Genomic DNA, 17,852 nt, shown 5'->3' with positions numbered 1-17,852 from the left:
TTATAGTTCTTTGTTAAAAATATCGAAATCTCCAGCGGAGGCGGCTTTCAGTAATAATGATTGCCAGAGGTTAATATGGACGATTTCGCGGTCTGTCTCGGCTCGATTCAGTGTATATAAAGTTTGGGTGATATCAACAAGCGTAGCCAGGCCATTTTTGTACATGATCATCTTTTGATTATAAGCTTGTAAAGCTGCTGATACCTGTTTAGGTGCTTCAGCGTCGCTTTGCTGTGCTAATCGCATCTTAACCTCAGCAGCATCCAGCTGTGCAAAAAATTGCGCTTCCGTGGTTTGATATTCCTCACGTAAAGCATCGTTGGTGTAGCGCTGCGCACTGATTTTTTTATTCACTCGTGCAATAGATGTAATATTCCAATTGATCCCTAACCCCAAAAGATAATTTTGCCTATTGGGACGAATACCATTCCAATAGTTGCTTGTGAAGGCTTGAAGATTTGTTGTATATTCACTTTTGAATCCAGAACCGCGTGCCTGGAATACACCAAAGGCAGACAGAGTTGGTAAGTATTCTTTGCTTGATAACTTTAGCTGTTGCTTACCAACTTCAATTCGACTTCTGTAATATTGAAGTATAGGATTATTGCCTACCAGAGATACATCTACTGCAAGCGGCTGAGCTGGTGTTCTTGTCACTAACCCCGTGTCAATTTGAAGGTCTGTTGCATTGATTCCCATCAATACCGTTAATTTATTATTTTGTTCTTTCACATTTTCTCCAGCTTGATTCAAGCTGATTTTTGCGCGAGAGACCTCAGCCGAAGCCAAGGTTGAATCGACACCGGGCAAAATCCCATTCTTGGCTTTAGTGGCCGCAATATTAAAAAAGACTAATGCGCGATCTAGATTTTTCTGTTGATTTTTTTGGAGACGCTGACTCGCCAGAAGATTTAAGTAAGCGGCTGCAATCCTGATCTTATGTTGAAATTGTTCTTGTTGGAGATCAATTTCTAGTCGTTTACTATCGGCCTTACTCAATTCTATTCGTTCCTTTTTTCGGCCAAAAGTGTAGATATCCCAATTGATGTTTGCTAGATACAGGGCTCCAAAGGCAGCATTCCAATTCTGTTCTGGAAGGGCTGCTCCTGAGGAAGCTACTCCCAGCCCCCCAAATCCGTATAATGGACCATTTTGTCCATTAATGGTTCCATAATCTTGTTGTGCTACGACTGTCAAATTAGGCCAGAAGTCGCGTTTTACTTGTTCGTTGGTCTGTAGTGAGGATTGGACATAATACGTCTTTGCCTTGATCATTCCATAATTTGCAAGACCTTGGTCTACAGCATCTCGGATGGTAAGCTTCTGTGCAAATGAGGTTGAGGTCGCAAGTGATACAGCCAATGACAACACTAAATTCAATTTCAGCATAGGTTATATATCATTTTATGGAAACGAAGATAAGCCCCAAGTACGATGCAGTATTAGTTTAAAATGATCTATAACGTTTAAAAGTGACCAATTTAATTCGTCATTTATTTTTCGGTGGTTATAAACTTAATACTTTTACTTTGTAACAGATTTTTAACAAAAACAAGGGATTATGAGAAAGATTCTGGAGAATAAGATCATACAGGAAATCGCATTATTGATTTTCTCGTTTATCCTCTTTACTTTGAATGATTGGATTTTGATCTTAAGCTGGAAAGGCTTTTTAATGGGGTTGGTCTATTTTCTGATCTTATACATACACGCACAGGTGAACCGTTTTTTTCTGCTGCCAATTCTGATTAAAAAAAATAAAGCCATACTTTATGCGTTGTCTTCGACCGCAATACTCCTGGTTTTTGCTTTTATTCTAAAGGAAATCACGGAAAATGTAATTTATAAGAATTGCTTTCTGTACAAAAACCTCGCTCAGAAAACTTTCCATTATCAAGTTGGGGTATTGCTGGGATCGCTGGTATGTATTTTAGGAAGTATCCAATTTATCGAATTTTATCGTTTCCAGCGATTAAAAACAAGAAGAGAATTACTTTCCAATCAAACGCAATTGTCTAATTTAAAAAAGCAGCTGAATCCTCACTTTTTGTTTAATACTTTAAATACAATCTATGGGATCAGTCTTAAATTTCCGGAACGTACCTCTGAACTGATTATCAAAGTATCACAATTACTACGTTATCAAATGGAAAGCAGCGACAGGGAATTTGTTTCAATGGACGATGAGATTGATTTTATATCAAGTTATATCGAATTGGAACGCGAACGTTTAGGTTATCGTACAAAAATTGATTTTGATTATCAACCAGAAGTGGGAATCAACAACCAAATTGCACCGATGCTGCTGATCACATTTATTGAGAATGCTTTTAAACATGGTACCTGTAGTATAGAAGATTGTTACGTAGCGATCTCAATAAAAATTGAAAAAGGGACCTTATATTTGCATGTACAAAATTCAGTCCCCATAAAAAAAAGGAATGTATTTTCAGCAAAAATAGGTTTAGAAAATACGGTAGCGCGCTTGAAGTTATTATACCCTAATCGCTATCAATTGAATACGAATGCAAATAAGGACGAGTTTGAGATCTCCTTGGTCATAAATCTTTAGCAATGGATAAAAATCGCTGCATTGTGGTTGACGACGAACCAGCTGCACATTATGTATTGGTCAATTATATTGAAAGAAGCGCTGATCTGGAGTTGGTAGCCCAATGCTACAATGCATTTGAAGCGCTGGAATATCTGAGAAATAATAGGGTTGATCTTATCTTTCTGGATATTGATATGCCAGAAATTACTGGGATGGAGTTTTTGAAAATGCTGGATAATCCTCCAAAAATAATACTGACAACAGCATATTCGGAATATGCTTTAGAAAGTTATGATTATGGGGTGGTCGACTATCTATTGAAACCTATATCATTTCCTCGCTTTTTTAAAGCTTTACAACGTTTTCTATCCTACAACAATAGTGTTATTCCATCAGAAGATGAACCTAAAACAATCAGTATCCGTATGGATGGTCGGCTTATTGATATTAAGCTTTCACAAATTGATTTTATACAAAGTTTTGGTAACTATGTAAAAATTGTCACTCCAGCACAGACGTACCTCACCGCCATCACCACGCAACAGATTTTAAAACAATTGCCTGCCTCTAAATTTGTCCGCATCCATAAATCGTATATTGCTTCTATCAATAAGGTCAGCAAATATGAGCATGGTCTAGTGCAGATCAATAATATGAACCTTCCCGTTGGAATCACTTTTAGAAGGGAACTACAAGAAAAATTAGAAAACACATAATTCCTTCCCTTATTACTAATACTTAATCGATTATTGCAATCTGTCTTTTTTAATATGAAATTAGCGGAAGTTCAAAAATGATTATTTTTACAATAATAGATGCTCAAAACACCATATATAACCAGAACCAATTCGTTATAAAAGCATGTAATAAAGTTAATTACTTTAATACATCCCGAAAAAATAGCACTTGACGGCGCTCTATACAAATCCTCTAAAATCCATTCATTTCACGACGACGAGACGTTCTGTGATTTTCACTCCAGTATTTATATTCGTAGTTCTTGCTATGATATGCTGAAGAAATAAATTAGCAATGCTAAATGCTGTTAAAATTAGGAGTTAATCAATCTAAACATGTCGTTTTAAAAGATTTATTAATCAAGTATCCATCTAAACTATATGAATATCTATTTAAAGTTCCCAAAAGGAAACATGCGGAGGCACTTATCCATACTGAATAATCAAAAGTAGGTTTAATTCCCACAGATATTGTCATGGATACAGCAAAAATTGTTAATAAAAGACCAGATGCAAAACTGATTATTTTTGTTTTGTATCCAATAAGCAGTAGCAAGGAAAAAACAATTTCTAAACCCGTGGCTATAATCGCTAAAACCTCTCCGATTGCAGGAGATACAAAGAAATTAAGTGTATTGGAGTAATCTACAAAATGTCCCCAATCTCCCCAGGAAACATTCTTACTTCCTGGATTTCCCCAAATGCCAAACCGGTCTGCTACAGCCGATAAAAAAGCAATCGCCACAGTGATGCGAACAAATAATTGAAAATACTTCTGATTCATTTTTTTAAGAATTTTATTGGTCAAAATTATATCTTACAGAAATGAAAGTAATTAAACCAGTTTAAGAAATGAGATTACTTTTTCTTTTTTTATATAATCAATAGTAGGATAAGAACATTTTTAATGTACTAACTATGAACAGAAAGACAACTTAAAATACATGAAATTGAATAAAATAAATACATTCTCTTTTTCTAAAAAACATCCAACTTATGATTAAAAAAGAGATAAGATCCACATATCATTGGCCTAAATAAAAATATAAAAAAAACCACATCTTACGACTTGGCTCTCACTAAAAAATTGCGACTTATATTTCTGTATTACAAAACGTGTGACGCCCAAATGGATACAATGTATTTTTATTTGGATTGGCAGCTTAAAACGAGAATGGTGATTTTTTAAATTTGGCTAATTGAGATCTGAAATTTCCGATTGGATATTTTCATATAGAATTGACCTGGCAGTCAAAAACCCCCATTTTCAGCTAATTCTTCAAAAGAGAAAACTACTTATCTTTGATATAGAGAATCTTTTCAATTACAGTCAAATATAAAACAAACACGTATGCTCAATCTATTCAAAAAGAACAATTCTTATCCGAAAGAAACAGAACCGGGAAATATCCATATCCAAGATGATCATCTTTTTTATGAAGATCATACCAATGAAGAGCGTGTTAATTTATCTATATTAAAATATGCTTACGTCGAAATTTTGGGTGAGGATCCATACCTATTTTTGTTCGACTACAGACAACACTACATTCCCATTCTGCAAAATGGTTTTTCTAAAATCTATCCACAACTATCTGAACGTTTTGGCTTTGACAATGCATTATTCTTTAAAATCATAAATAGCAAAAAGGAACAGAAACACCGCATTTGGATTGATAAAAAGGAAACAAATTATCAAATACTTACAGAACGACACAGCGACTATATTGATGGCCTTGAAGTACAAACAACTCCCCCTCTATTTGTTTCTTGGGATACATCATACGAAGAATTCTTAAAACTGAATATTGGTCATTTGTACGAATCAGAGTTTGAAACGAGCTACTTTAAAATCGATTATCCTGTTCGAATAGGTTCTTTAGTTATAAATAATCTGGAGTTTTATTACGATGAAAACGATCGTCAAAATATTGCTGTTCAATCTTATTTTACAACATTATATGCTGACTCGAATAGCGATAAAAGTTATTACGAATTGCGTAAACTTTGGATGGAAGAAATTCCTACTGACATCGAAAATGCGGGATACGAACGGGACGATCAAAAATACCTAACATTTAATTTAGATGGCATAGGTTTGTCGATCTGTTATACTTATGATGTAGATAGTCAATATGATGACGGCGGAACATCATTATCGATTAATAATTATAGGGATTATTCGGAAGTAATTGCACGTGACACAATTGAATTAAACCCAGAAACAACAAAAATTCTATCGTTTGAAACCTGGTTAGATTTTCAGCCCGATTATAAAAATAATGCTCATGTTATCGCCGTACCACAATTATTGAATGAAAATGTCCAATATCACAATGCCGTGTGGCTAGCAAATGATCACACATTTGGTTTTACGGGAGATCAATATGCTATTCAGTTTAATCGTACTGATATAAGTCAAATTATTGTACAAAATGTGTTACCTGCAAAAGGTGGTGGTTATGTCGAATTTTTTGTTCGATTAAAATCTGATGATTTAGTGGCAATTTATTACGGCGAACAAAATGCATTGGATGCCTATGTGCAACCTTTACAAGAGCTTTTGGGCATTGAAGTGCTAACACCTGAGCCTTATTACAATTGCTAATCGAGATTGAAATTTTACAGTTGAAGAAATTCCTTGAAATATGATTGCAAAATCACACAACAAATTGCTTTTCAAAAAAGTTCAGACAGCAAACAGTTTTACCCAACATGAAGGTACTTGAAAAGGACATAATAGCAATTTTCGCTAGACCTCGCTCCTCTTTATGTAACTGTCCTTCAGATCATTTTGACTAAGTATGTGTTAGAACCAAATATTTCAATTTCTAAAATTTAATCAAAACGCAGACTTTATTAATAATAAGCTGGCTTTAATCGACAGGTTATAATAAGAGATTTCTCACATCATAAAATAAACTGTGCGAGCATCAGCTTTTATTTGAGCAGACTATAGCGACCGACTGATATCCACGACATTGAATATCTGATCGACATCATCGAGAATAATCGTAAAATCTGGATATCTATCCTTATCGGTATTTAGAGAATGTAAGGTAAGTATTCCTTTCTCAACAACATGATCGATAATTTCTTTGATAATGACACCTTCGTAGCGGTGGAGAATAACCCAATAGCGATATTTATGGGTATGAAATTTAGATTGCCACAATTCTCTTTTTATCAAACGTCCAGTAACGATATCGCCATCCAAAACACTTGCATCCGTTCCATCTGTCATACTGTCGCCACTGACTTCAAAAGAACGATATATACCACGGTGGAACTCATTGACCGTAATAAAATGTGCAGGTAAATCATCCATATATTCAGAATCGGAAAAACCTGATAAATAACCCGCTTTTGCCTTCTCCGTCACTAATTTGGTTTGCATCAAATAGCGACCAGGGGAAACTTCAAAAAAGATATTATTTTTATTTTCATCCATGAATTTCACTTCATCCGAAAAATAACCGATGGATTTACCGTTGCCCACATGCATCATAGAAACAGAACCTGACTGAACAGCAAATTCACGCTTCTCACGTTCTCCACTATTATGCACCAACCAATCATAATTGACCTTCGGAAAGGCATTTTCTATGCGCGTCTTCATCGTAAGACCAATTGGATATTCGCCTTTTTTAATACGTGAATAGACTTGCTCTCTTACACCTAAAATAGCTGCAAATTCACGATTGGTCACCTTCATTTCCAAGCGTAATACCTCAAAATTATTACTTAGGTATAATTCCATGATTTTCATAGTATTTAACAATTGTTACACAATAATATAACAACCTGAGACTAAGTTACACAATCTAGTTAACCTTAACAAATAATTTGCAATAAAAAACACGTAAAATACTCTATTTCAATAATTTAATTGTAAACAAAAAAGTTTATAATTTTCAATATTAGTGTTATAACAGCCTAATATTAATTGCAAAAAATCTTGCAAGTTTAACTTTAATGTTTAACTTTGTTTAACATTTGAAATTCCATTTAAATATTATAGCAATATATAAGTCAAAAATAAGATTATGAAAATAAAATCAGCACCACTAGCATTAGCCACACGACCTAATAATCTGCTCATCCGGCATCATGGATCACAATTCCAGTCCAGATCATCATCAAGTGTCCGATTATGACAGCTTTGTATTCCGCTAACTGAATTATAAAACGATTAACAATTAAAAACATGAACACATTATATCATTCTTTTATTATGAACTTTTTAACAGAAAATCATCCGGAAGTACTAAAAACGATCAATAAGATGTATGAACCTGATTTGTCCAAAATTCATGCGGTACTTGACTGCTACTGTGCTTTTGTGGGTATCAATCCTGTGCAGATCAGAGGTGAATATATCAACTATAAAGATATCCAACATCGCTATAAAGCCATATCGGTTGTATTAAGAATCTTTCAACCTGAAAAATTAGTATTATTAAAAACCAAGGTTAAAAGCTCCATTTATAAGGAAACTTTACCTTATTTAAATATCAGCAACGATACTTTACAAAAATCTATTATCTGCGCATGTAATCAATACGATCTCTACAGTGATTTTAAAAAAGAAATCAAACAGATCGCAAATTATTATCTCATTCATAGCCGATCTAATAGTAACTAAATAAGTAATATCGTTATGTGGAATTACCTAATCAAAAATTGATGATAACAGCACGCCTCATACATAAAGTCTAATATGTATTTATTTCTAAAAATAACCAGGAATTTAATCAGAAAAACCATTTACACTGCCCATACAGAAACCGCCTTCAAGAAATAATAAAAGACCATCTTATCAAACTGTAAGTGGTCTTTTTATTTATGAAGCATAATTATTTAATCTTTTTCTTTAGCCAGCGGAACCAAAGAAATATCATAATAATTAAGGCTGCGAAAAACCAGATAAAGAAGTGGTATTCCGGTTTACTTACCTGCTTTGACGAAACTTTTTTAAAAGCAACTCTTTGCTTTGCCGCATGGGATGCTTGTTTTTTTTCAGAGTAATTTATATCTTCTGTCCGATTTACTAATTGCATTGTATTGGATCGCTCGATTTCATGAATAATGACTTTTCCTTTACCCATTCGAACGTTTCCATTTTTTTCCAGCGTAATATCTTCTCCTTCAAATTCTGTTTTAGACTCACCATCTAACTTAGCAAATGATTGTACATTCGCTTTCCTTTTTATTTGAGTTTGGTGATTATACCGGAAATCTCCCTGCATTGTTGTGCCGGCTTCATACTTTTGTGATTCTACTACCTTCGATTTTTTCTTTAAGAGACCGCAGCTACTCACCAGTAACATGATGGCGGTCAATTTTAATATTTTTTTCATTTTTCATCCTCCTTAATTCAATCTGTAACTCGTTATAAAGCTTTTTGAGGTCATCGTATTCGATCTGTAACTTCGTTAATGTCTTTGCACAAAAAGCTTTTTCATCATTAACTAGCTCCAGTGCTTCATTCAATTCTTCAATTGCAGCACGCAACTGTTCAATGTTTTTCTCCAGATGATCTGCATAACTGGCCCATTTATCTATGACTTTACCTGCATTTTCAACATTGGTGGCTTCCACCTCTGCTTTTTGTTTTGGACGCCCAACGAGATAACCGCAGATTCCAGTAATCAACGGAGCTCCAAACCGCTCTAATAATTCTATCAATTCCATATACACTAACTAAAATATAAATCTGATTCTGCCTGTCTTCTGCGAATAAGACCAGGTAAAATCTTCCCTCCAGCCTTATTCCATTTTAGAAATTCTTCAACAATACGAGTGTCTTCAGGATTGGTATTAATCTTCTTTAGCAATGTTGACTTTCCTAAATTAGTTGCGCCAAGATTGTAAGTAAAAGACACTAATGCATCGAATTGATTTTGATTTAATTTTTTCATTAACAATCGTTTAACGTCATTCTCATAATTGGATAGAATTTCTAAAAGCATAGCTTCTCCTTCTATCCTGGTTAATGGTGGATCATCCATCTTCACTTTTCGACGGTTAGGTAAGTAATAGGTAAATCCGTAGCCAATAGTCGCAATACCTATGGGATCCCTATAGGGAGTGCTATACCAACCTTCAAAATCTTTTATTAGTTGTAATCCTTTTTGTCCTATTTTCATAATTCAAGTATTTATGTTAAAAAAAGCCCTCCAACAGGAGAGCTCATAGATTCTATTTTTCAAAACAGAAATAAATCAAAAGTTATTGGCAACAATAGCCAAGAATTCATGATGAACACTTTAACTTTCTCAACCATAAGCTAACCACCTATATCTCCATCAGTTTAAAAAGTATTTAACAACCCTTCTACATCTTGGAAAACCCCATCAATATCTTCTTCATAAAGTACTTTTTTTGCTAAATAGTGAGCTACTTTTACAATTGCATTTGCCCCAAATCCCAGATCTTTATATTGTGCTGTGAGGGCGATTAAAAACTTCTCTTTCATGTTTGCCATATCTAATTTGATTTATCTTACTACAAAAGTAATGGGCATACAGTATAAAAAGACTAGAAATATGGAGTATGTAAGCGGTATAGACAAGATACCGAAAATAATAAAACACGGTCTTCATAGATCATGCTGATACGCAACAACTTCTTACCTAACAACAATATAGCGAGCCCAAGCTGCAATAAGACTGGTTTTAATCAATACAGTTAATACCGTAAGTTTATGTAAACGAATAAAGCCATTCCTTATAGAATGGCTTTATTCGTTTACCGCAGATTTTAAGTCTTTTAAAATTTACACTATGTCTTGCTATATTTAATCGATAGCGATATCCTAGTCCGAAAATGCATCCAGCATATCGAATGTTGGAACAAAAAATAAAGTACCCGTTTTTGCAGTGCTAAAATCTAATATTCGATCATAATTACCTACAGGCACGCCGATAAACATATTGTTTAGCATCTTTTTTATCGTAATAAACGAGCTGGCGTAAGCAATAAAATAAGTCCCCATTTCATTGGTCCCTACTTTACCAAAAGGCATATTGTCTCGAACAATTTTAAGATCATCACCCACATTTGCAAGTGCTGAATGTGAATTTGAGGGTTTTACACCATCAGGCATCTCGATATCATCAGATTTCGACCTACCAATAACTTTTTCCTGTTCACTCACGGGCAAAGATTTCCATGCGGACATATTATGTAAATATTGCTGTACAAACAAATAACTACATCCTTTATAAGCGGGATCTTCATCACCTATAATTCCAAAAGTGGCCCTTTCTTGGCCATGCGGATTTTCGGTACCGTCTACGAATCCAAGAATACTGCGACTGTCCCAATATCTAAAACCATGCACTTCTTCTACGCAAACTGCTATATTTTGCAGTAGTGTGGAAATAACTGCTGCCGTATCGATACAATAACTATTTTCACTAGCTCTGACGTGAAAATGAAGATCTCCTCTTGTGGATACCGCTGTATGTTTGCTCCCCGTAATTTGTTCAAAAACTTCAAACTCCTTAGGTAACGGCAAAGGTAAATCTAATTTAATCCAAGCTTCCAAACTGATACCCATGACCACGCTAGCTCCGGAATTTGGAAAGCGAACATTTCCAGAATTATTAAGATTAATGATAAGAGCACAGAGCTGTTTGAAGGTTTCTTTTACCTCAATACCACTCTTAATATTCCATACCATAAAAATGGTGTTGTTATTTGTATAATCTAATACATTTTGTGGATTAGTATCCATAAATTAAAGTCTTTATCAATTTTATCATTAAGCGTTCTTGACCTAAGCGCTCATAGAAGTAATCACATGGTTCATTTTTGACAGCGCTATTGCTTTATGCAAATATACGGTACCCCCGCCCTGCTTATTCCCCTATATTCAATTTTGGAGTTATATCAAGTTTAAAGATAATCATTTTCTAGAGAAGGAAGTAAAAAGCAAGACCTATTGAGATGGATTTCATTAAACTATGAATTAAATAGATCTACTTGTATGAATAATATGGAAAACAAAAACAGTGAGACACTCGATCCTGTAAACAAATTTCAAAAAGCAAAATTATATTTATAAACATAATTAGTGCATATTCGCTTGTATATTTACTACTTCTTTTATTTTATCTGTCAAATCTTGACCTTTTAAATCCTTAGCAATCACTTTTCCCTGGGGATCAAGTAAAAAGTTGCAAGGTATAGTACCTATACCGTACTTCTGGTAAACTTCGCCGTTACTAGCTTTAAGATCAGAAATTTGACTCCATATTAAACCATCTTCAATAATAGCATTTAGCCACTTATCTTTTTTGCTATCTATAGAAACGCTCAAAATATCAAAATTAGCTCCTTTAAAATCATCATAAACCGCTATTAAGTTTGGATGTTCTTGCCTACAGGGTAAACACCACGATGCCCAAAAATCTAACAATAAATACTTACCTCTGTAATTTGACAATTTAATATTTCTTCCAAACCTATCGTTCATTTCAAATTCAGGGGCAATAGATCCAATGCGAACCTTGTTTTTATTTAAAAAAGACTCTTTTGTTACTGCAGCCTTTGGCAATTGCAGTAGACTATCAGATAATAAATTAAATACCTCTTCCGCTAAATGATTGTATTTATTATTCCTGGCTATGTTGTTCACAAGATCTAGGCTGACATAGGAGTTAGAAAATTCTTTGGCAAATGCTAGTTGAACATCAAATTGTTTATAATAATTAGCTTCCAGTAAACTCCTATTCTTATTTACTAAAGCAGTATCTTTCCTTTCTTCTTCGCTAAAGTAATCTGGATCTTTTATTGAAAGTCGTTCTTTTTCCAAAAGAGCTAATCTTTCCTGTAATAGTTGAAACGTGTTATTGACAGCAGTTCCACTTATACGCGCATTATTTAACGAATCCATACTTTGAACAGAAATTATTCCCTCTTCGAGGTATAAGCTTAACCGATCGTAAATAAAATCATAATTGTGCGTAGGATTCTGATTCCGATATAAAGAAGCCCGAATAGGTATATTTTCTATAATTCCTTCAAACTTAAAACTATTATTCTTAACAAATGTGGAATCCAAAATATATCGCCCTTCATTTCTATAGCTTAAATATATTATTTCTCCATCCAGTATTTGTTTTCCAGTACCCTGTATATCAAATTTTCGTTGTGAAAATAATGGTGTGACGATAGTGATGAAAACAAATATAATAGCAAGAATTTTCACTGCTCTTTTAAAAATCATAATCTAATGCTTAATATCTAAAGCAACATAAAATACCCTTCACCAAGATAATTATTACTGCTTTAATTAACAAATAATTACACGTGAAGTAAAGGATATGATTCGCTACAAGTATTTGTATAGTGCGTTGATTTATAGAGGGTCTTTTATGATAACATCAAACACAGGTGTTATCTATATGGAATATATTGCCAATAATCGGAATTAGTTTACACAAGATCACTAAACACCACACGTAGGAAAAACCTAGAGAAACATCGAATATTTACTATTGACTTCTGCAAAATTCAATTTCTTAAGCAGTTGAATGGTGGTATTATTTCCAATTTGGCATTGCGCAGTAATTTCTTTTACGTCCTCGCGTTCATTAATTCCACTTTGATTTTTATTTTACAATAATAAACGACTGTTATACGTTTTTTATATCACACGGAAATCTTACTCTTATTGAGCATTCTTACTTTGATTAAAATAATTTTGAAGATGAAGCTCTTCTAAGCATATTTATGATCAACACTTAAGTTCATTTCTATGAAATAAGATTAATCTTTTTTTCCTACATCCCGCTGATTATCTTTTCTTGCATATCCAGCACTAAAGACCATTGCAAGCCCTGTCCCAATGAAAATAACCACCAATATAGATATAAACACTTTTACGAGTCCAGTATAATCTATCGGGAACCACTTCCAGATATAATTCAGGGCGACAAATCCCAATACGAGTAATGACGCTACAAATAGAAATGTAATGAGATGTTTCATCGGCTAAAATTTATTTAAATACTCTTTTTTCTTCTGATCAAATTCTTCCTGCGTAATGATATTTTCGTCGAGCAGCAGTTTTAACTTTCTTAATTGCTCCATAGGATCTACACCCGCCACAGGCTGTGTAACTTCATCAATTGAATTACTAAATACTTTTCCTAAGCTCATACCTGCTCCCAATCCCACTCCTGCTCCCGCTAAACCGCCTTCGTTTTTAGCAGCGTCACGCAACGCACGGAGTTTTTCCAACTCAACATAGGTAAGACCACCTTCAGTCGCCGCATGGCTGTCAGCAGTAATATCAGCAATCTTTCCAATACGATCTTGAGTATCCTGATCAAAAGAATTACCCTCAATCCTGAAATCATGTAGCTGAACGCCGAATGTTTCTAGATCCTTTAGGAGCTGTTCTTTCATATCGCTAGACAAGCGATCAATCTCTGCATCTATCTCCGTAAAAGCTAATTTTTCTTTCGCAAAACTAGAAGTTAAGACTTGAAGAATTCGAGACTGCACGACTTCACGAAAAGACTCGGTAGTATAGTTATCCTGTGAACCGACATAGTTGGAAAAAAACTTCGCCGGATCTTTGAGTCGATATGAAAAATTACCATAAGCTGAGAGCTGAATAGGAATCTTATAATAGTCGTCAAAATACTTGATCGGTGAAGCTGTACCCCAGCCCTGATTCAGAACTTCAGCTTTACGATAATAGTAAAGTCCCATTTTATGCTCACTTTCAAACAACTGTGCGACTTTGAGCAGAGAAGTGATAAATGGATGATTATCTGTGCGGATGTTGTATACCCCGTCCTCGTCGATCACATCTGTAATCCTGCCTTCATAAACAAGAACACATCCCTGTCCCGGAGAAATAATCAATTTACTTGCATTTTTTATTTCGTCTGTAGCCGCCCGATACCGCCATATCAATACGTTTTGATCCTGTGGTTGCCATTCTATAACCGTGGCTATTTGCCTCTTAAAAAAATTAAATAGTCCCATGTTCTATCTTTTAAATATTTCGTCTCTGTCTATATCTTTCAGTACTGTACCATCATTAGCTATAATGATGATCCGATTGGAACTGGAAGCCCCCGATCTATCGTAATAACTAAAAACAACTCCTCCAGTATAACCGTACATATCACTTTCAACAGCGTAATTATCGCTTTTGGGTGTATATGTCCAAATGATTTTCCCACTTTCGGTATCGATTTTCTGAATATAGGTATGACCTTCAGGATTGGCATCTGGCAATCCTGTAATATACAAACTCGTACTATCTTGGTATCCGATATCAGCTTTAAAATATAGACGATCTGGTGTGAGATCAACAAATTTTGTAATCCGAGGTTCTTTCACCAATTTCTTTGTATATGGAAATGAACCGTAATAAATACCAGACTTCTTTGGATATTGATACACCTTCTGCCAACTCACTTGATAACTATAAGGAAGCATAATCGGATAACCGGAATTGTTTTTATACCAATATTTTATCAATTGGATTTTCTCTTCTGGATAATCACTGCTTTTTTCGGAAAATGTATAATAAACTGACGTTCTCGCGCCTGGCAACAGGCTGGCAAGCCCTGTACCGGCCTCACGTCTCTGCATATGATCTTTATAGATTTTTCGAACTAAAGGGTAGTAGTAGTATTCCTTCCCATCGTTGGTCATGATATTAAAACCATCTCCTTCCCGATCTTGTGTAAATTTTAAAGTAGCTATACCAGAAGAAAATTCAGGAACATCACCAAAAAAGGTATTCGTTACATCTATGACTTCATTTTTTGCCGGATCAATTTTATATACCTTATTGCTCTTATCAGCACAGATATAAAATCCACCATCGCTAAAAACCCGAGTTTGTATATAAAAATCATCTTTCCATCCTGGAAGTGGGATATCATTAACTATTTTCTCTTTTAATGGATCATAAAAGCGTGCAAAATATTCAGCACCTTCCCGAGAAAAAGCATCTTTGCTACGATTAATAATAAAAAGAAACATCGGATTTTTACTATTATATGCTGTAAATGCTAAATATTCCTTGATTCGATCTACATATTCCTTTTTCTTAGGTGAATCGTCGGAAGAGACTAAAGTCGAAATACCTCCACTTTTGTTTCCACAGGTTCTGATAATACTGCTAAAAATTAAAAAAAACAAAATGCCAGCTACAACAAAAAATAGATACTTTTTGGTTTTCGGATCTAGTCCATTAAATCTTCCGTCGCCGTATTGATGCTTTACATTAACGTTAATATCGTCATTATCCAAAAAGTACTCAGTGCCACAATTGTTGCAGATATAATGGTCTTCTTTAATATTCTGCTTCTTAACACTACCACAATGTGGACATTTTAACGCCTTAATTTGTTTTGCCATGTTCTCTTTACAGATTATAATACTAAAAATATAAATAATATCTCATGTCTGTGAAATAATTATTCAAATTAAAGATTAGCTATCAAAATAACCAGAATAGTAAAGAGATTAAATCCCTTCTGATTTTTGACAGTTTCTTCCTTATCATTACAGTTTAAAACAGTTTACATATGTGGTTTTTATTCGTTCTTACTTGGCTTTTGTTTCCATTCGCTGGTGCCATAACGTTAATTCCTTAAAATAGTTTGTTTTAATTTGCTGGAAATACAGAAGCAACGTGTCATGATAACGTTAAATATAGCCTGATATCGGTTTATATAGGTTCAACATATGAAGTTAAGCACCATCAGACAATAAAACAACTTAGATTTACCGCAAGATATAAATACCTCTTTTGCACCATTAGGTTACATGATAGTACCCCGCTTTTAACAAAAGTCGTAACTACACCGTACTTGCACCACCCTTGCACCGTCCATGCACAAGGAAAAGGACGGTGCAGGTACTGTGCAACTATGGGAGAAATTAAAAGCGTGTTAAAAGAAGGTACGAACAACGTTAAAAGAAGATCCGAATAATGGGATGCGCGATTTGGAGCATTTAAGGCGCTTCAGGACTATCATATACAGGACATAGTTGACGGACCTCTGATTTAAAGATCTGTTGTGACAAATACGGCAATCAAGGAATTTTAGAATCTCTAATAACGACACTGGATCTGCAAATTCCTAAATCAAAAGATACAAATCAATCCGATTAAGTAGCTGCTATGATTTTCATAATTTTGTACATTTGATTATATAAATTAAAATTTTCAGAAAGACGAACGTTAGCAGTATCGATTATAACCTCAATAAAAAAAATGACATCAACAAACTAAATAATTAATATCGCATGAAGAAAAGAATACCATTAATTTCCTATTTTATAATTTGTATTATAAATATATCTTTTGCTCAAAATGAATGCAATTGTCAAATGGCATTAGAACGTTTAATAACTAAAATAGAAGTTGATTATCCAGGTTTTAAGCAAAAAACTGATGAAAAATTCGATTTATACAATAATCATAAAGCTTTAGTTATTGCAAAATCCGATACTACTGCTAATATCAACTGTATTAAGGTGTTAAATGACTATGTTTCTTTTTTTAAAGACGAGCATATTTATATCCAAACAAGTATAAAAAACAAGAATGAAAACGAAAATTTGGGAGAATCAAAACCGAAAGAAAAAGAGGTAGATGGAAAGTTGTTAGCATCAAATGTTTTTTATATAAAAATCCAAAGTTTTAAATATGACAATATTACCCCTGTACAGGAGCTCATAAAACTAAATCAAAAGAAAATTGAAAAATCTAAAGCACTGATTATTGATATAAGAGATAATTTTGGTGGTACTGATGATGTTTATCAGCCTCTACTACCGTATATTTTAACAAATCCTTTGCGAATAATGAATGTCGAATTTTTGTCTACGAATACGGTTATTAATGGCTTGCGAGATTATGCGATGCAAAACGTCCATAAAGACTCTTTAAAAGCAATTAGCCAAATTGAAGATGGACTAAAAGAATATAAAGATAATTTGGGCAAATTTATATTATATGATGGTAAAAAAGTGACGATTGATACGATAGCATTAAAATCTGAAGCACCTAAACAAATAATTATTTTAGCAAATAAAAATGTAGCAAGTGCCGGAGAGAATTTTTTATTTTCAGCACGTCAAAGTAAAAAGGTGAAAATTTTGGGAACACCTTCAATGGGAGTGTTGGATTATGGTTCGATAAGAGAGTTTAAGTTTGGTTGCGAGAATTATACACTATACCTACCAACTTATCGTTCAGCAAGACTTCCTCAATATCCAATTGACAACATAGGAATTCAGCCTGATGTGTATTTAGATGATACAGTTGGAGATTGGTTGAATTTTGCGCTGAATTATATAAATGAATAAGATGAATATTGAGAACAAAGGTTCTTTTTATCAGTTGGGTTGAAAAACAAAATTCATAGATTGCTTTTTTATACCATAATTGATAATCTATAGCACACAACTTTTATTGCGGTTTTGGATAAAAGTTGTGTTACTATAAAACATCCACAATTTTGATTGCCTAAATCTTAACGTGGATTCTCCACTCCAGGTATCCACATAGCAAT

General features: G+C 34.0%; 17 protein-coding genes. 5 read left to right on the top strand and 12 right to left on the bottom strand.

The annotated features are described in order from the left end of the window. Positions 1 to 1,389, bottom strand: a complete 1,389-nt coding sequence (locus HCX49_RS02990) for a TolC family protein (RefSeq protein ID WP_168126063.1) — start codon at positions 1,387 to 1,389, stop codon at positions 1 to 3. A gap of 172 nt (positions 1,390 to 1,561) precedes the next feature. Here HCX49_RS02990 and HCX49_RS02985 point away from each other — a divergent pair, with 172 nt between their 5' ends. Both HCX49_RS02985 and HCX49_RS02980 read left to right on the top strand, forming a co-directional pair. Then, positions 1,562 to 2,572 (top strand): sensor histidine kinase, encoded by a 1,011-nt coding sequence (locus tag HCX49_RS02985; RefSeq protein WP_168126062.1) that lies wholly within the window; start codon positions 1,562 to 1,564, stop codon positions 2,570 to 2,572. A 2-nt stretch (positions 2,573 to 2,574) separates the two neighbouring features. Further along, a complete protein-coding gene (locus HCX49_RS02980; RefSeq protein WP_132771409.1) occupies positions 2,575 to 3,270 on the top strand; it encodes a LytR/AlgR family response regulator transcription factor in 696 nt (231 codons plus the stop codon). A gap of 346 nt (positions 3,271 to 3,616) precedes the next feature. On the opposite strand, the gene HCX49_RS02975 is transcribed toward HCX49_RS02980, so the two are convergent. Beyond that, positions 3,617 to 4,075, bottom strand: coding sequence for a DoxX family membrane protein (locus HCX49_RS02975; protein WP_168126061.1), 459 nt, complete (start codon positions 4,073 to 4,075; stop codon positions 3,617 to 3,619). A gap of 567 nt (positions 4,076 to 4,642) precedes the next feature. On the opposite strand from HCX49_RS02975, the gene HCX49_RS02970 reads away from it, so the two are divergent. Beyond that, the gene (locus HCX49_RS02970) at positions 4,643 to 5,899 is read left to right on the top strand and encodes a hypothetical protein (protein ID WP_168126060.1); all 1,257 of its coding nucleotides are present in this window, start codon (positions 4,643 to 4,645) and stop codon (positions 5,897 to 5,899) included. 345 nt (positions 5,900 to 6,244) lie between these two features. Here HCX49_RS02970 and HCX49_RS02965 read toward each other — a convergent pair whose 3' ends face one another. Beyond that, positions 6,245 to 7,051: a helix-turn-helix domain-containing protein gene (locus HCX49_RS02965; RefSeq protein WP_168126059.1), complete on the bottom strand. Its 807-nt coding sequence runs from the start codon at positions 7,049 to 7,051 to the stop codon at positions 6,245 to 6,247. 447 nt (positions 7,052 to 7,498) lie between these two features. On the opposite strand from HCX49_RS02965, the gene HCX49_RS02960 reads away from it, so the two are divergent. After that, positions 7,499 to 7,936 carry a hypothetical protein gene (locus HCX49_RS02960; protein WP_168126058.1) on the top strand — a complete coding sequence of 146 codons (438 nt, stop codon included), beginning with the start codon at positions 7,499 to 7,501 and terminating at the stop codon, positions 7,934 to 7,936. A 211-nt stretch (positions 7,937 to 8,147) separates the two neighbouring features. Here HCX49_RS02960 and HCX49_RS02955 read toward each other — a convergent pair whose 3' ends face one another. From HCX49_RS02955 to HCX49_RS02915, 9 genes are all read right to left on the bottom strand, one after another. Then, positions 8,148 to 8,651, bottom strand: a complete 504-nt coding sequence (locus tag HCX49_RS02955; protein ID WP_168126057.1) for a hypothetical protein — start codon at positions 8,649 to 8,651, stop codon at positions 8,148 to 8,150. Beyond that, positions 8,605 to 8,985 carry a hypothetical protein gene (locus tag HCX49_RS02950; protein ID WP_132841665.1) on the bottom strand — a complete coding sequence of 127 codons (381 nt, stop codon included), beginning with the start codon at positions 8,983 to 8,985 and terminating at the stop codon, positions 8,605 to 8,607. The genes HCX49_RS02955 and HCX49_RS02950 overlap by 47 nt, the downstream gene beginning before the upstream one ends. Positions 8,986 to 8,990: 5 nt before the next feature. Continuing rightward, the gene (locus HCX49_RS02945; protein ID WP_132841663.1) at positions 8,991 to 9,440 is read right to left on the bottom strand and encodes a lysozyme; all 450 of its coding nucleotides are present in this window, start codon (positions 9,438 to 9,440) and stop codon (positions 8,991 to 8,993) included. Positions 9,441 to 9,604: 164 nt separating this feature from the next. Further along, the gene (locus HCX49_RS02940) at positions 9,605 to 9,778 is read right to left on the bottom strand and encodes a hypothetical protein (protein ID WP_206368184.1); all 174 of its coding nucleotides are present in this window, start codon (positions 9,776 to 9,778) and stop codon (positions 9,605 to 9,607) included. Positions 9,779 to 10,108: 330 nt separating this feature from the next. Next, complete coding sequence (locus HCX49_RS02935; protein WP_168126056.1) at positions 10,109 to 11,032, bottom strand: Dyp-type peroxidase; 924 nt, start codon at positions 11,030 to 11,032, stop codon at positions 10,109 to 10,111. Between the two features lie 336 nt (positions 11,033 to 11,368). Then, positions 11,369 to 12,526 carry a TlpA disulfide reductase family protein gene (locus HCX49_RS02930; RefSeq protein ID WP_168126055.1) on the bottom strand — a complete coding sequence of 386 codons (1,158 nt, stop codon included), beginning with the start codon at positions 12,524 to 12,526 and terminating at the stop codon, positions 11,369 to 11,371. A gap of 542 nt (positions 12,527 to 13,068) precedes the next feature. Continuing rightward, the gene (locus tag HCX49_RS02925) at positions 13,069 to 13,290 is read right to left on the bottom strand and encodes a hypothetical protein (protein WP_132771399.1); all 222 of its coding nucleotides are present in this window, start codon (positions 13,288 to 13,290) and stop codon (positions 13,069 to 13,071) included. 3 nt (positions 13,291 to 13,293) lie between these two features. Further along, positions 13,294 to 14,298: an SPFH domain-containing protein gene (locus tag HCX49_RS02920; protein ID WP_168126054.1), complete on the bottom strand. Its 1,005-nt coding sequence runs from the start codon at positions 14,296 to 14,298 to the stop codon at positions 13,294 to 13,296. Between the two features lie 3 nt (positions 14,299 to 14,301). Next, positions 14,302 to 15,687, bottom strand: a complete 1,386-nt coding sequence (locus HCX49_RS02915; RefSeq protein WP_168126053.1) for a hypothetical protein — start codon at positions 15,685 to 15,687, stop codon at positions 14,302 to 14,304. Between the two features lie 894 nt (positions 15,688 to 16,581). Here HCX49_RS02915 and HCX49_RS02910 point away from each other — a divergent pair. Then, positions 16,582 to 17,646 (top strand): S41 family peptidase, encoded by a 1,065-nt coding sequence (locus HCX49_RS02910; RefSeq protein ID WP_168126052.1) that lies wholly within the window; start codon positions 16,582 to 16,584, stop codon positions 17,644 to 17,646. Positions 17,647 to 17,852 lie beyond the last annotated feature (206 nt).

Origin of the sequence: Sphingobacterium sp. B16(2022) (genome assembly GCF_012030425.1) — a bacterium.
GTDB lineage: Bacteria > Bacteroidota > Bacteroidia > Sphingobacteriales > Sphingobacteriaceae > Sphingobacterium > Sphingobacterium anhuiense.
This window is presented reverse-complemented; position numbering and strand designations above follow the sequence as displayed.